The organism is Halobacillus campisalis (assembly GCF_030345335.1).
GTDB classification, from domain to species: domain Bacteria; phylum Bacillota; class Bacilli; order Bacillales; family Halobacillaceae; genus Halobacillus_A; species Halobacillus_A campisalis.
Genome location: NZ_JAPVRC010000004.1, coordinates 292,009 through 304,379, shown reverse-complemented (window position 1 = coordinate 304,379; position 12,371 = coordinate 292,009). Strand labels below are relative to the sequence as shown.

At 40.9% G+C, this 12,371-nt stretch carries 15 protein-coding genes; 7 read left to right on the top strand and 8 right to left on the bottom strand.

Translation table 11 applies throughout. The features are described 5' to 3' along the window. Window positions 1–43: 43 nt before the first annotated feature. Both O2Q26_RS11325 and O2Q26_RS11320 read left to right on the top strand, forming a co-directional pair. Window positions 44–598 (top strand): thioredoxin family protein, encoded by a 555-nt coding sequence (locus O2Q26_RS11325; protein WP_289216000.1) that lies wholly within the window; start codon window positions 44–46, stop codon window positions 596–598. Between the two features lie 94 nt (window positions 599–692). Then, on the top strand, window positions 693–1,691 hold the full coding sequence (locus O2Q26_RS11320) for a potassium channel family protein (protein ID WP_289215999.1): 999 nt from the start codon (window positions 693–695) through the stop codon (window positions 1,689–1,691). Here O2Q26_RS11320 and O2Q26_RS11315 read toward each other — a convergent pair. The 3 genes from O2Q26_RS11315 to O2Q26_RS11305 all read right to left on the bottom strand — a co-directional run bounded on the left by O2Q26_RS11315 (window position 1,662) and on the right by O2Q26_RS11305 (window position 4,831). After that, a complete protein-coding gene (locus O2Q26_RS11315) occupies window positions 1,662–2,096 on the bottom strand; it encodes a YugN family protein (RefSeq protein WP_289215998.1) in 435 nt (144 codons plus the stop codon). The genes O2Q26_RS11320 and O2Q26_RS11315 overlap by 30 nt on opposite strands. 83 nt (window positions 2,097–2,179) lie before the next feature. Then, window positions 2,180–3,526, bottom strand: coding sequence for a glucose-6-phosphate isomerase (locus tag O2Q26_RS11310; RefSeq protein WP_289215997.1), 1,347 nt, complete (start codon window positions 3,524–3,526; stop codon window positions 2,180–2,182). Window positions 3,527–3,664: 138 nt separating this feature from the next. After that, window positions 3,665–4,831 carry an iron-containing alcohol dehydrogenase gene (locus O2Q26_RS11305; RefSeq protein ID WP_289215996.1) on the bottom strand — a complete coding sequence of 389 codons (1,167 nt, stop codon included), beginning with the start codon at window positions 4,829–4,831 and terminating at the stop codon, window positions 3,665–3,667. A gap of 151 nt (window positions 4,832–4,982) precedes the next feature. Here O2Q26_RS11305 and O2Q26_RS11300 point away from each other — a divergent pair, with 151 nt between their 5' ends. Continuing rightward, the gene (locus tag O2Q26_RS11300) at window positions 4,983–5,222 is read left to right on the top strand and encodes a DUF378 domain-containing protein (RefSeq protein ID WP_253936752.1); all 240 of its coding nucleotides are present in this window, start codon (window positions 4,983–4,985) and stop codon (window positions 5,220–5,222) included. Window positions 5,223–5,699: 477 nt separating this feature from the next. On the opposite strand, the gene yugI is transcribed toward O2Q26_RS11300, so the two are convergent. Next, complete coding sequence (gene yugI / locus O2Q26_RS11295) at window positions 5,700–6,098, bottom strand: S1 domain-containing post-transcriptional regulator GSP13 (RefSeq protein ID WP_253936753.1); 399 nt, start codon at window positions 6,096–6,098, stop codon at window positions 5,700–5,702. Between the two features lie 146 nt (window positions 6,099–6,244). Here yugI and O2Q26_RS11290 point away from each other — a divergent pair, with 146 nt between their 5' ends. Together O2Q26_RS11290 and O2Q26_RS11285 are read left to right on the top strand one after the other, a co-directional pair. After that, window positions 6,245–6,589, top strand: a complete 345-nt coding sequence (locus O2Q26_RS11290; protein WP_289215995.1) for a helix-turn-helix domain-containing protein — start codon at window positions 6,245–6,247, stop codon at window positions 6,587–6,589. A 205-nt stretch (window positions 6,590–6,794) separates the two neighbouring features. After that, window positions 6,795–7,979 (top strand): MalY/PatB family protein, encoded by a 1,185-nt coding sequence (locus tag O2Q26_RS11285; RefSeq protein ID WP_289215994.1) that lies wholly within the window; start codon window positions 6,795–6,797, stop codon window positions 7,977–7,979. A gap of 20 nt (window positions 7,980–7,999) precedes the next feature. On the opposite strand, the gene O2Q26_RS11280 is transcribed toward O2Q26_RS11285, so the two are convergent. Beyond that, window positions 8,000–8,563 (bottom strand): superoxide dismutase family protein, encoded by a 564-nt coding sequence (locus O2Q26_RS11280; RefSeq protein WP_289215993.1) that lies wholly within the window; start codon window positions 8,561–8,563, stop codon window positions 8,000–8,002. Window positions 8,564–8,948: 385 nt separating this feature from the next. Continuing rightward, window positions 8,949–9,155 (bottom strand): hypothetical protein, encoded by a 207-nt coding sequence (locus tag O2Q26_RS11275; protein WP_289215992.1) that lies wholly within the window; start codon window positions 9,153–9,155, stop codon window positions 8,949–8,951. A 122-nt stretch (window positions 9,156–9,277) separates the two neighbouring features. Here O2Q26_RS11275 and kapB point away from each other — a divergent pair, with 122 nt between their 5' ends. After that, on the top strand, window positions 9,278–9,682 hold the full coding sequence (gene kapB, locus O2Q26_RS11270; protein WP_289215991.1) for a kinase-associated lipoprotein KapB: 405 nt from the start codon (window positions 9,278–9,280) through the stop codon (window positions 9,680–9,682). 20 nt (window positions 9,683–9,702) lie between these two features. Here kapB and O2Q26_RS11265 read toward each other — a convergent pair whose 3' ends face one another. Both O2Q26_RS11265 and O2Q26_RS11260 read right to left on the bottom strand, forming a co-directional pair. Continuing rightward, on the bottom strand, window positions 9,703–10,881 hold the full coding sequence (locus O2Q26_RS11265; RefSeq protein WP_289215990.1) for a cation:proton antiporter: 1,179 nt from the start codon (window positions 10,879–10,881) through the stop codon (window positions 9,703–9,705). A gap of 5 nt (window positions 10,882–10,886) precedes the next feature. Next, window positions 10,887–11,375, bottom strand: a complete 489-nt coding sequence (locus O2Q26_RS11260; RefSeq protein WP_289215989.1) for a cation:proton antiporter regulatory subunit — start codon at window positions 11,373–11,375, stop codon at window positions 10,887–10,889. A 276-nt stretch (window positions 11,376–11,651) separates the two neighbouring features. Between O2Q26_RS11260 and deoD the strand changes: the two genes are divergently transcribed. Next, window positions 11,652–12,362 carry a purine-nucleoside phosphorylase gene (gene deoD, locus O2Q26_RS11255; protein ID WP_253936761.1) on the top strand — a complete coding sequence of 237 codons (711 nt, stop codon included), beginning with the start codon at window positions 11,652–11,654 and terminating at the stop codon, window positions 12,360–12,362. Window positions 12,363–12,371: the final 9 nt, after the last annotated feature.

Sequence of the window (12,371 nt, the reverse complement as noted above, 5' to 3'; positions counted from 1 at the left end):
AGGGAACTCTCACTGAGTATGTAGTTATTGAGGAGGAGTTGCTATGGAACTAAACGACTGGTTTGATAAAGGAATTACCGCCCAGGAATATGTGGATTCTATGAGTCAGCATCAGCAGGGCTTCGTTTATATTTACGAACATTTTAAAGTACCAACTGAGGACGAACCTCTCCTTGCACAACTTAGAGAAAAGAACCTCAGGGCGATTATATTGACGGAAGACTGGTGCGGAGATGCAATGCTTAACATACCCGTTTTCCTTCGTATTGCAGAAATAAGCAAAATTGATACTCACTTTTTACTGAGAGATGAGAACTTAACGTTAATGGACCAATATTTAACTAATAAAACTTCAAGATCCATTCCGAAGATTATCATCATTGATCGTGAAGGGAACGAATTATTTAATTGGGGACCCCGGGCACCAGAGTTGCAGGATTTTATAGAAAGCTCAAGCGCCAACTTACCTGCAGAGAGTGATGAGCAGTTCAAAGAGAAGCAAAACGAAATGTTCCAATTTATCACAAAAGCTTATCGTGACAATGAAGATTTTCGTTCCTACGTATATAACGACTTAAAAAAAGCCTTGACCTCCTGATCAAAGTGCCTCTTTCATTTCTAAAGAGGCACTTTTTTTATGTTTGAAGCCGCTGTGATTGAGACATACTAAGGGAAAAAAGAGGAGCTCTGTCATGCAGCAATGGCTTCGTCTATACTTTCAACTGCCTGTTTTCTTGCGCTTATTAGGGACAGTCCTATTATTCATGGTTTTCTATGGTGTAGTCATCCATACGATTGAACCTGGCACTTTTACTACCGTATTCGATGGAATCTGGTGGGCTTTTATTACTGGGGCCACAGTCGGTTATGGGGATTATGTCCCTTTAACTACAGCTGGCCGAATAATCACCATTTTATTGATATTGACTGGAGGCGGGCTTATCACTTTTTATATGGCTACTTTATCTGCAGCCACCGTCCAGCACGAACGTGATTTGTCTAGAGGAAGAGTCCAATATAAAGGTAAACACCATATCGTTATCATTGGCTGGAATGAACGCACGCGTCAACTGATCGATATGATGGAGAAGAATAACAGCGAAGAATATATAGTATTAATCGATCGATCTATGAAACGGCTTTATGAAAACCATTCTAATGTCCATTTCGTTCATGGAGACGCGACAATGGAAGAGACCATGGAAAAAGCTAACCTGAAAGAAGCTAAAACAGCTATCATAACAGCTGATCCTTCAAAAGCAGAACACTCTGCTGATCAGTCTGTAATCCACCAGACTGTAGCACTGAAAGGTCACCACCCCTCCCTCTTCATCATTGCCGAAGTGTTGACAGATAAGCAAAAGATTAATGCAGAGCGGGCAGGAGCAAATACCGTCATCCGATCGAATGATTTCATGAGCAGCTTGCTATATCACGAGCTTTACCATACCGATCCTGTTGAGCCTTTCCAATTGTTGCTCGAATTACTGACCTCAAGACAATTCCACGAAGAATCTGTCCCTTTAGTGCTTAAAGACCAATCTATGAAGGAGGCGGTGATCCATTATCTCGAACAAGGGTCGGTCATTGTAGGCTATCGCCAGAACAAAAAATTACATTTTGTGGTTGACCATCTTATACCATTAGAAAAAGTACAGACGTTAATTTTGCTCATTCCGCTGCGCACGTAACGCTTGCTCGGCATCTCGTAAGGCTTGCATTCCTACAGGGATAAGATGTTCAGGAAATTCACCATCTTTATCTTTTGGTTCCTGGAACTGATCGAACGATGCTCTGAAGTTCCCCTCTCTTACATGGTCATCTATGCCATCCTGATAGTAATGTGCCAATAGATAGGGCTCTTTCACTTTTACTAAAGTAGCATCTGAAGGGTTATCCAGAAACTGTCCTTCTATAACTTCTACTGGAAGACGGAGAAATTGGTAACCTGAAGCTTCGTTATCAATTTTATAATCCAAATAACCATGATCGTACTCCCAGTTGTCTGCTAATTTAAAACCAAGCGGTTGAAGCGCCTGTTCCATTTCATGAAAAACAAACAACTTATTCGTTAGTTCTGACTCTAAAGTAATCATACTCAGCACCTCCTTTAGAGATTAGCTTACCCAAAAAAAACCACCTCCGATTAACCAATAATTGGAGGTGGTTTTCATTTATCTTATAGACGTTTTTCTAATTCTTCTTTTTCTTTTTCAAAGCCAGGCTTGCCTAATAAGGCAAACATGTTCTTCTTATAAGCTTCTACCCCTGGCTGATCGAAAGGATTTACTCCTAGGAGATAGCCACTGACAGCACAAGCTTTCTCAAAGAAATAGGCAAGATAACCGAAAGTATAAGCATCAAGCTTAGGTACGTGAACGATTAAGTTCGGAACTTGACCATCCGTGTGAGCAAGCATCGTTCCCTCATAGGCTTTTTCGTTGACGTAATCGACGGTTTCACCCGCCAAATAGTTGAGCCCGTCCAGGTTTTGTTCATCTTCTTCAATCGTATAATCAGATTTAGGTGTTTCTACATGTAAAACTGTTTCAAATAAATCTCTTCGACCGTCCTGCACATACTGGCCTAATGAGTGTAAATCTGTTGAGAAATTCGCGGAAGACGGATAAATGCCTTTTTGATCCTTTCCTTCACTTTCACCGAACAGCTGCTTCCACCATTCAGAAAAATATTGTAAGGAAGGTTCATAGTTGATCATCATCTCAATCGTTTTCCCTTTACTGTAAAGAGCGTTACGTACAGCAGCGTATTGATAAGCAGGGTTCTCATCCAAATTGTCTGTACTTAAGTCTTTACGCGCTGCATTAGCGCCTTCCATCATCGCTTCAATATCAACACCGCTTACGGCAATGGGAAGTAACCCTACCGCTGTCAGAACGGAATAACGTCCACCTACATCATCAGGCACGACAAAAGACTCGTAGCCCTGTTCATCAGCCAAAGTCTTTAAAGCTCCCTTGTTTTTATCCGTAGTGGCATAAATTCTCTTCTGTGCTTCTTCCTGACCGTACTTTTCCTCCAAAAACTTTCGGAAAGCACGGAAGGCGATCGCTGGTTCAGTTGTCGTTCCACTTTTAGAAATTACATTGACGGAAACGTTCTTCCCTTTAAGCAGGTCAAATAAATCGTTTAAGTATGGAGCGCTAATGCTGTTCCCTACGAAAAACACTTGAGGAGTGCCGCGCTGTTCAGAAGATAGTTCATTGTAGAAGCTATGGTTAAGCATTTCAATTGCAGCCCGGGCGCCAAGGTAAGAACCACCGATTCCGATCACTAATAGAACATCAGAATCTTCTTTGATTTTGGCAGCTGACTTTTGAATTCGAGCAAATTCTTCTCGATCGTAGTCTTCCGGCAAGTCGATCCACCCTAGGAAATCGTTCCCAGCGCCAGTTTTTTCATGCAGTGCTTTATGAGCAAGTGATACGGCACCTTGCATATATTCAATTTCATGTTCGTTAAAGAACGGTAATGCTTTTTTATAGTCAAAGCGAACGTGTGTCATTCAAATTCCTCCAAGTCATTTTTTTAATGAGCTAATTTCACTTTATCGGAACCTTCCTAGCAAATCAAGTAAGCATTTAATATGAAAGCGCTTCACATGAAAAAGAGACACAGCATACAACTGTGTCTCTAAAATTCATTATTTAGACATCTCTAATATTTTTGCTACATCTTCATCTTCCAACTTATTGAAATTGCCAAAAGCACCGCGTTTCATCGCACGATTGATAATTACATTAAATTGATCGTCATTGATGTCATAATCAGCCAGTGTCTCAGGAGCACCTAATGAAGACCAAAAACTCCTCAGTTCTTCAATTCCCTGCTCAGCTACTTCACGCTCTGATTTGCCCTCAGGATCCACTTGGAAAACTTTTTCAGCAAATCGTGCAAAGCGAGATACATTAACTTCAACATTATGCTTCATCCAATTAGGGAAAAGGATGGCCAAACCTCCTGCGTGAGGAATATCGTATACAGCTGAGACGGCGTGCTCGATATTGTGAGAAGCCCAGTCTCCGCGGTAACCCATCTGAAGCATTCCATTCAATGCAATCGTTCCAGCATATAGAACCGTTTCGCGGTGTTCATAAGACGTTAAATCGTCAAGTAATTTGGGTGCCGTATCGATGACTGTACGTAAGACCCCTTCTACCATCTCATCTTGCACGGGTGACTGCGTATTATTATGGAAATATTGTTCCATCAGATGACTCATCATATCCACGATCCCGTAAATAGTTTGGTCTCGTGGTACTGTCACTGTATTCTGAGGATCCAGAATGGAAAAGGTCGGGTACGTATATGGTGCGAATCCCCATCCATACTTCTCATTCGTTTCCCAATTCGTAATAACAGCGCCGCCGTTCATTTCTGAACCTGTAGCTGCAAGCGTCAATACCGTACCAAAAGGTATTGCACCTTCTGGAGTAGCTTGTCTTGTGACAAGATCCCACGCATCTCCCTCATATTTAGCTCCAGCAGCTATAGTCTTCGTACAGTCAATAACACTTCCGCCTCCGACAGCCAAAATGAAATCGATGTTTTCTTTTTTACAAATATCCACGCCTTTTCTAACCGTAGTCAGCCTTGGATTCGGCTCAACACCTGACAGCTCGTATACTTCTACTTCTAAACTATTCAGTTCTTTCATGACGTCATCATAAACGCCATTTTTCTTTATACTTCCGCCGCCATAAACGACTAACACTTTATTCGTATTATTTGGTATTTGCTCAGTTAATTGTTCCACTTGATTTCTACCAAAAATTAATTTGGTTGGATTATGGAAAGTAAATGCATCCATCTCAATATTCTCCTCTCAAAAATGAGTATCTTTCGTACAATATCACATTATCCACTATCTCAAACAGATACTCAAAAGAAATGCGTTATGTATAAAATTTCTCACTTCGCTCAACCTATGACTAATTCAACGTAGTAAGGAGGGGAAAAGAATGAGCTGGATTCAAAGAACAGCCTTATTGCTTATCATCATTGGAGCTATTAACTGGGGACTTGTTGGTCTATTCCAGTATGACTTAGTTGCAGGTCTCTTCGGTGGTGGAGAACAGAGTGGTGCATTCGCACGTGTCATTTACACACTTGTAGGAATTAGCGGACTTATTGCCATATCTATATACTTTTCGCGTGCCGCTGAATATCATGACGCAACAGTAGACGCCACCGAAAAGTAAAAAGAAATGCGGAGAGGGGCGTTCAGGCCTGACATGCATAAGCAAGCTCCCGCAGTGAAGCGTTCTTTCTTCACGGATGGAGATCGCTTATGTCACGAAGGCCTGCCCCTCGCAGCTGGACATTAAAGAAATGCGGAGACGTCTTGATAGCCACGAAACGCATAAGCAAGTTCCTGTAGTGAAACGATCTTCCTTCACGTAAGGAACTTGCTTATGTCGCGAGTGGATAGACGCCGCAGCTGGACAATCGAAATGCGGAGAGGGGCGTTCAGACCTGACATGCATAAGCAAGGTCCCTCAGTGAAGCGTTCTTTCTTCACACAGGGAGATCGCTTATGTTAGAGGGCCTCTCAGTCCCAAAAAAGTAAGTGAAATGTTTAGTGGAGTGATGCCTTTCCCTGACATGTGGAGAGAAAGACATAGCGATGAAGCTAATTAACAACTAAAAAAAACCCGGCTGAGTCAGCCGGGTTTTAATTATTTACGAAACTTTTCGCGATCGTCAGACTGCTTAATCCAGTCTTCTAACTTGTCTTTTAAAGTATTAAATCCTGCAGAAGCATCCTCCTGCTGGTATTGCTGCTGCTTAGGAGCAGCTTGCTTGCGAGGACGGCGCTGTTCTTGCTTAGGTGCCTCCTGTGTAGCACGGATGGAAAGAGAATATTTATTCTTTTCTGCATCGATGTTAAGAATTTTAACTTGAACTTCATCACCTTCATTTAGGTGCTCGTTAATATCCTTCACGTAGCCATGAGTTACTTCGGAAATATGCACAAGACCTTGCACTTTTTCATCAAGGGCAACGAATGCACCATATGGCTGAATTCCTGTTACTTTACCATCTAAAACTTGACCTTCTTGAAACTTATCTGACATGCTATACAACTCCTGATTAAAATATTCGTTTCTTTTCACGCAATTATTGATTTTACCATACCTTCTAAGAATAATCAAAGAGTTCCTATAGTATCCTTTTCCCACTACATATTGGTATAATGTAGAAAAGGCAAGGAGGGGTACTTATGAGTGTTGGAGATAACATTAAAAAGTATCGTCAACTGAAAGAGTTCACTATTGAGGATTTGGCTATGAAATCAAGAATTGGTGTTCAGACATTAGAGTCTTACGAATCCAATTCTAGAGAGCCTGAACTGGACACATTACTGAAAATTTCTACTGTGCTCGATATTCCGGCTTCTGAATTAGTCGAACACCAGACTGACCACACGATTGATGAAGAACTTCAAAACTTGATCGGTGAAGTAGGTGTGAAACGAGCCAAATTGCTGCTTAGAAAGTCCCTTGATTTCTCCGAAGAAGAAGTACTTAAAGCTATGAATCTACTTTATGAATTAAAAGAAAAATAATAATCAAAAAAAGAGGTTTAGAGTTTACGATTTATGGCTATATTGATTAACGTAAGACTTTCTCGTATTCCCCCTGTGAAAGCAAAGCGGAACGTTCGCTTTGCTTCTTTTTTTGACGTTTTATTCAGTAGAAACACTTCAGTATCATCTGTTTTATTTTTTCGGTATCATGTGAATGAGCGATCTTATTATTGGAGTGATACGTATGAGTAGATTTTCAAAAATAACTTCCCGTAAAGGAACAAGATCAGTTAAGTGGGATTACGCTGAAGAATTGTATCAGGATAAAGAAGTTCTCCCAATGTGGGTTGCAGATATGGACTTTGAAGCCCCTGAAGCCGTAATTAAAGCTTTGCAGCACAGAGTTGAACACGGGATCTTCGGATATACAATGCCGGATGATTTATTAAAAGATCAAATTAACTCGTGGCTTAAAAAACGTCATGACTGGGAAATTGAAAATGAATGGATCACATACAGCCCAGGAGTTATTCCGAGTCTGCATATGATTGTACAGGCACTTACTGAAAAAGATGATTCGATTATCATCCAAACGCCAGTATACCCTCCTTTTTACAGTGTTATAAAAGACCATGGACGGAAGCTTGTAGAAAACCCTCTGAACTATATTGATGAATATTATTCCATTAATTTTGAGGATTTTGAAGAAAAAATCAAAAAAAATAACGTAAAGCTTTTTATATTATGTAATCCCCATAACCCTGTGGGAAGGGTTTGGACTAAAGATGAACTGCAAAAAATGAGTGACATTTGCCTGCGTCATGGCGTAAAAATCATTTCTGACGAGATCCATGCTGATCTTATATTTGATCAACGCGCCCATATTCCAATTGCTTCCCTTAGTAAAGAAACGAATGACCAGGTGATTACATTGATGTCTCCTACAAAAACTTTTAATTTGGCTGGATTACAAGCCTCCTATCTAGTTACAGCAAACGAAGAACTGCGTCAGACAGTTAAAAAGCAGTTTGATAATCAAGGCATTTTTATGTTAAATACTTTGGGGATGACAGCCATGGAGGCTGCCTATTCTGAAGGAGAAGAATGGCTTGAAGAGTTACTACAAACCTTAGAAGCTAATCGAGATTATGTCGTAGAGAAGTTTCACTCGGAAACGAGTTCTATACGCGTAGTTCCTACCGAGGGCACCTATCTATTATGGTTGGACTGCCGTGCTTTAAATCTGACTCACACTGAATTAAAGTCCTTTATGCAAAAACAAGCCAAAGTCGGCTTAAACGACGGTGGTTCTTTTGGTGAAGAAGGTCAAGGGTTTATGCGCATTAACATTGCAGCCCCTCACGAATTAATAGAAAATGGTGTGAACAGAATTATTGAAGCGGTTCAAAAATTAAAGCTTCCCAGTTGAATCTGGGAAGCTTTTTTTTGTTACTCTTTGTTTTGATCCGCTTCAGCAGGATCACTGGCTTCGTCCTTGTCCGCTTCTAACGTAATCACTCCGCAAGCTACCCGTTCACCTGAGTCGCCTGCAGGCTGGCTCATTCCATCATCTGCTTGGCTGCTTATCAAGATAGCTGTACCTTCGTCTCGCAATAGTGATGTTTGAGCGTCTTTTAATGTAGCATCTGGTATCATTAACTCAACATCCACATATCCGCTTCCATCCGCTTCGATATTAGGAAGATCTCCAGTGTGAGCTCCCTTCTCATTCATTAATCCGTGTTCCATGTTTTTAGGATTGAAATGGTTTCCCGCACTCTTGAAATCAGGTCCTTCGCATTCAGGTCTCTCATGGATGTGAATTCCATGAATACCTGGAGTAAGACCTTCTGCGGTCACATTCACCTTTACGCCGTCCGGCTGCTCGATAAATACCGCGGTGCCGATTCGATCATTCCCCTGGTTGTACAAGGCTGTTTCTACAGGAGACCGGGCATCGCTATTACATCCTATAAGAAATATGAGAACTACAAACACAAACATTGATTTCATCCCTTAAACTTCCCTTCAATAACATCAATGGTAATCATAGTTTCCCCTTATTCATGAACTTTATAAGTTAAAGCTCTGCTAAACATTGTTGATTTCCATTTCGTTTTTTTCACGGTACTACAGTCTTTTATAAGGCTCGATTACGAGACATTTGAAGAATGGATCAGGGGGCGCGGAAAGACTGGCTTTCCGTGTGAGCGCGGTGAGATCCTGGAAGTCGAAGCCTGAGGAAGCTCACCACATGCCCACGGAAAGCGATCCGTTTTCTAAAGCCACCATCTCCTCATACAAAAGTCTCGAGACTACGTTTTCAATACCAGGGAGCTTATATGAGTATCAACACGAAAATTTTACAGAGCCAATAAAAAAAGACGAGAGGGTAACCTCATCGTCTTGTACTGTCTTCATTTGGCTGCTGCTTGTAAGCTGACGTTTTGTTCTTCGAACTTTGCTCCATCTTTTTTTCTTCTTTACGCGAAGACTTAATGATCAAATACATGGTGATCACAGCAAGAATCGTAAAAACGAGCAAAGTAAGAACTGCCGGAATATATTCGGATTTATCCTGTGGGAAATAAAGAAATTCCATCATAGGACGACCACACACCTTTCCAATCTCCACATATTATAACAAATTTATACTTAAGAAGAGAGATGTTCACGATTTTTTCACAGTATTAGTTTTGGTACAATATTCTTAAGGAGGCGGTAGCCATGTCACAATTCACATCAGGTGATCTAGTTAAAGCTCATTATAAAACCGGCATTTATATAGGTGAATTTTTGGAAGAACGGAACAATGCTCACTTAGTCAAGGTTCTGGCAGTAGATAAACACCCGATGCAAGGGGATTTGCACAATCCTGGTCAAACGAGCGAGGTGTTTTTTCATCAGCGAAAAGCGTTAAGTTTTCAGGAAAAGGCGAATATTAATAAGCAAGCGGTTGAAGCTTATGATTCGAAGGAGGCACCTGATTATTACACCTCCCTTTTGGACTCTGTGGAAAAGCTGAAGAATAAATTGACTCGAAGAGAAACAGAATTCAACCAACAGGCACTGCATCAGCTTGAAGATTTAGAAACCCAGTATAAAAGACAGAATCAACCACGCTCATCTTAGGAGAGGCGTGGTTGATTACGTTAATCCCCTGGAACACGTAAGTTTTTCTTCTTTTTTACCGGCTTTCCGTAAATCCGAGTCGTAAGCTTAGGAGCCTGTTCAAACAAAATCATACCGACGAAGGCAGCGATTAAAATATACAGACCACTGAAAGCTTTTAACGCTCCTGATGCGACACTTGCAATGACTACTGAGAATTCTCCTCTGGCACATAAAGATAAACCAGCTCGTAATGAAGCTCTCTTAGACAGACCATAAATCGGCCCCCCAACTAACCCCACTAAAAGTTTAGCTATAACCGACCAGACTAGTACAGAAACAAGAAGGCCCGCCATCGGGATGCCATCTCCAAGCTCTATGGTTGTCCCAAAGTATATAAAGAAAGTAGGAAGCATAAGGTCGCGCACTGGCAGAACTGTCTGTTCGATTTTATCAATTTTACCGATTTCAGCCAGCATCATACCGGCTAAAAAGGCCCCAAGTACCTCAGATAAACCTAGATAAAGGGCCAGACCACCATATGATAAAGCAATACCAATCAACAACGCCGTTTTAAAATCTTCATCCATTATCTTATCGAGGAACGTTTCGAAATTCTTAAAAAGGGTTTTTCCAAGAATAATCGCAATCAGCGTCATCCCAATAATTTTACCAATCAATATGAAAAAAGAGAGAGATGTAAAACTTTCACCTGAGCTCACCCCGAACAATATCGCTACAACGATAGGTGCTACCAAATCTTCAAATATTAAAATCCCCAATATAAATTCAGTTTCACTATTCGCCATTCTTCCCCGGTCGTCCAATAGCTTAGCCGTAATTGAGGAACTGGTGGCATACGCAATCCCTCCTACGAGAAAGCTGGAAAACAGATCCAAGTTGAACAGCAGGGCAATCACAGTCGTTACACCAAGACTTAAAGCCACATCAAGCAAGCCGGAAGGCCATATTTTCTTCGCGATTCCCCCTAAACGTTTTACATTGAATTCCAAGCCTAATAAGAAGAACAAAAGAACAATGCCGATCTCACTTGCAAAATGAAGCAGTTCATTATCTGTTAAGGCATCAGCTAATATGATGCCTAACAATATATATAAGATCACGTTCGGTATCTTTATTTTTATGCTTAGAAACCCTAAGTAAAAAATAAACAGCAGGACTAAACCTGCACCTAACAACTCGGGAAAATCTGTGTGCAATTCAATCAGTCCCCTCCGTTACACAAGGCGATCATACTATCGATTTGATCCTGCTTTCCTATAGACATAATTACATCACCAGGCTGTAATTTCGTATCGGCATCCGGGATGGCTATCGTTTCGTCGCCTTTTACAATCCCGATAATCGTAACACCTGTTTTGTTACGGACTTCTGATTCTTCAATCGTTTTAAATACGATCGGTGAATTGTTTTTAAGCTCAATCCAATCAATCACAATCTGATTTTTAAACATTTTCAATTGATCTGCATTTACTGGCTGATAGGTAGCCCCTAGCAGCTGCGCACCTAGTTCTCTCGTCTCATCGGACGTAAGGTCCATAGCAAAGTCCGCTTCCTCGCTATCTGCTTCCTCAAAAAAATATAGCTCTCTTTTTCCTGTATGGTGAACAATTAAAACAAGCATGCTGTCTTCGGCCGTTTTTAATGAAATTTTTTGACCGATGCCTGGCAGCTGAGATATCGAGATGTTCATCCTTACCATCCCTTTCTTAAACCTGATAGACAGTTTCATCAAGTAATAATTTAAACGAGGTAAAAACATGTAGTTAAAATGCGGACAAGGAGTAAATCGTTCCTGTCCGTTACCCTCGTAAAGAAGAGGCGGCTATGCCGCTTCCTTAATTTCTCTCTTCGTACTATTAAGTTTATTCTACCAGTACTCAATTGGTCATTCCACTTGTTTATTTGTTTTCCTAAGCAGGTTGTGGTAATTTTAGAACGAAAGAAAAGTTTAGAGGAGGTCCGGCCGATGAGTGTACATATTGGTGCAAACCCCGGAGACATTGCTGATAAAATATTATTACCTGGAGATCCTTTGCGTGCAAAATATATTGCAGAGAATTTTCTTGAGGATGTAACTTGCTATAATGAAGTTCGTGGAATGTACGGCTATACAGGAACTTATAAGGGAGAACGAATTTCTGTTCAAGGAACTGGAATGGGAGTCCCTTCTATTTCTATTTATATCAATGAACTCATGGAAAGCTATGATGTACAGAAGCTGATCCGTGTAGGTACGTGCGGAGCATTGCAGAAAGACGTGAAAGTTCGGGATGTTATCCTCGCTTCAACGGCAACTACAGATTCCCAAATGAACCGTATGGTATTCGGAGGAATCGATTATGCGCCTACAGCTGATTTCGATTTATTAAAAAAGGCTTATGATGCTGGAATTGAAAAAGGATTAAAGCTTCGTGTAGGTAATGTCTTCACAAGTGACAGTTTTTATCGCGACAATGCGATGGACGTTTTCAACTTACTGGCGAAATACAATGTTTTAGCTGTAGAAATGGAAACGACCGCACTTTATACATTGGCTGCCAAATATGATAGGGAAGCATTATCCGTCCTAACAGTAAGCGACCATATCCTTACAGGAGAAGAAACTTCATCTGAAGAACGCCAATCCACATTTAACGAAATGATCGAAGTCGCTCTCGAAGCAGCAATACAAGATTAAAAAAAGGCC

Coding starts and splice junctions, on each gene's coding strand:
- O2Q26_RS11325 (WP_289216000.1), top strand. CDS start 44: ATGGAACTAAACGACTGGTTTGATAAAGGAATTACCGCCCAGGAATAT.
- O2Q26_RS11320 (WP_289215999.1), top strand. CDS start 693: ATGCAGCAATGGCTTCGTCTATACTTTCAACTGCCTGTTTTCTTGCGC.
- O2Q26_RS11315 (WP_289215998.1), bottom strand. CDS start 2,096: ATGATTACTTTAGAGTCAGAACTAACGAATAAGTTGTTTGTTTTTCAT.
- O2Q26_RS11310 (WP_289215997.1), bottom strand. CDS start 3,526: ATGACACACGTTCGCTTTGACTATAAAAAAGCATTACCGTTCTTTAAC.
- O2Q26_RS11305 (WP_289215996.1), bottom strand. CDS start 4,831: ATGGATGCATTTACTTTCCATAATCCAACCAAATTAATTTTTGGTAGA.
- O2Q26_RS11300 (WP_253936752.1), top strand. CDS start 4,983: ATGAGCTGGATTCAAAGAACAGCCTTATTGCTTATCATCATTGGAGCT.
- yugI (WP_253936753.1), bottom strand. CDS start 6,098: ATGTCAGATAAGTTTCAAGAAGGTCAAGTTTTAGATGGTAAAGTAACA.
- O2Q26_RS11290 (WP_289215995.1), top strand. CDS start 6,245: ATGAGTGTTGGAGATAACATTAAAAAGTATCGTCAACTGAAAGAGTTC.
- O2Q26_RS11285 (WP_289215994.1), top strand. CDS start 6,795: ATGAGTAGATTTTCAAAAATAACTTCCCGTAAAGGAACAAGATCAGTT.
- O2Q26_RS11280 (WP_289215993.1), bottom strand. CDS start 8,563: ATGAAATCAATGTTTGTGTTTGTAGTTCTCATATTTCTTATAGGATGT.
- O2Q26_RS11275 (WP_289215992.1), bottom strand. CDS start 9,155: ATGATGGAATTTCTTTATTTCCCACAGGATAAATCCGAATATATTCCG.
- kapB (WP_289215991.1), top strand. CDS start 9,278: ATGTCACAATTCACATCAGGTGATCTAGTTAAAGCTCATTATAAAACC.
- O2Q26_RS11260 (WP_289215989.1), bottom strand. CDS start 11,375: ATGAACATCTCGATATCTCAGCTGCCAGGCATCGGTCAAAAAATTTCA.
- deoD (WP_253936761.1), top strand. CDS start 11,652: ATGAGTGTACATATTGGTGCAAACCCCGGAGACATTGCTGATAAAATA.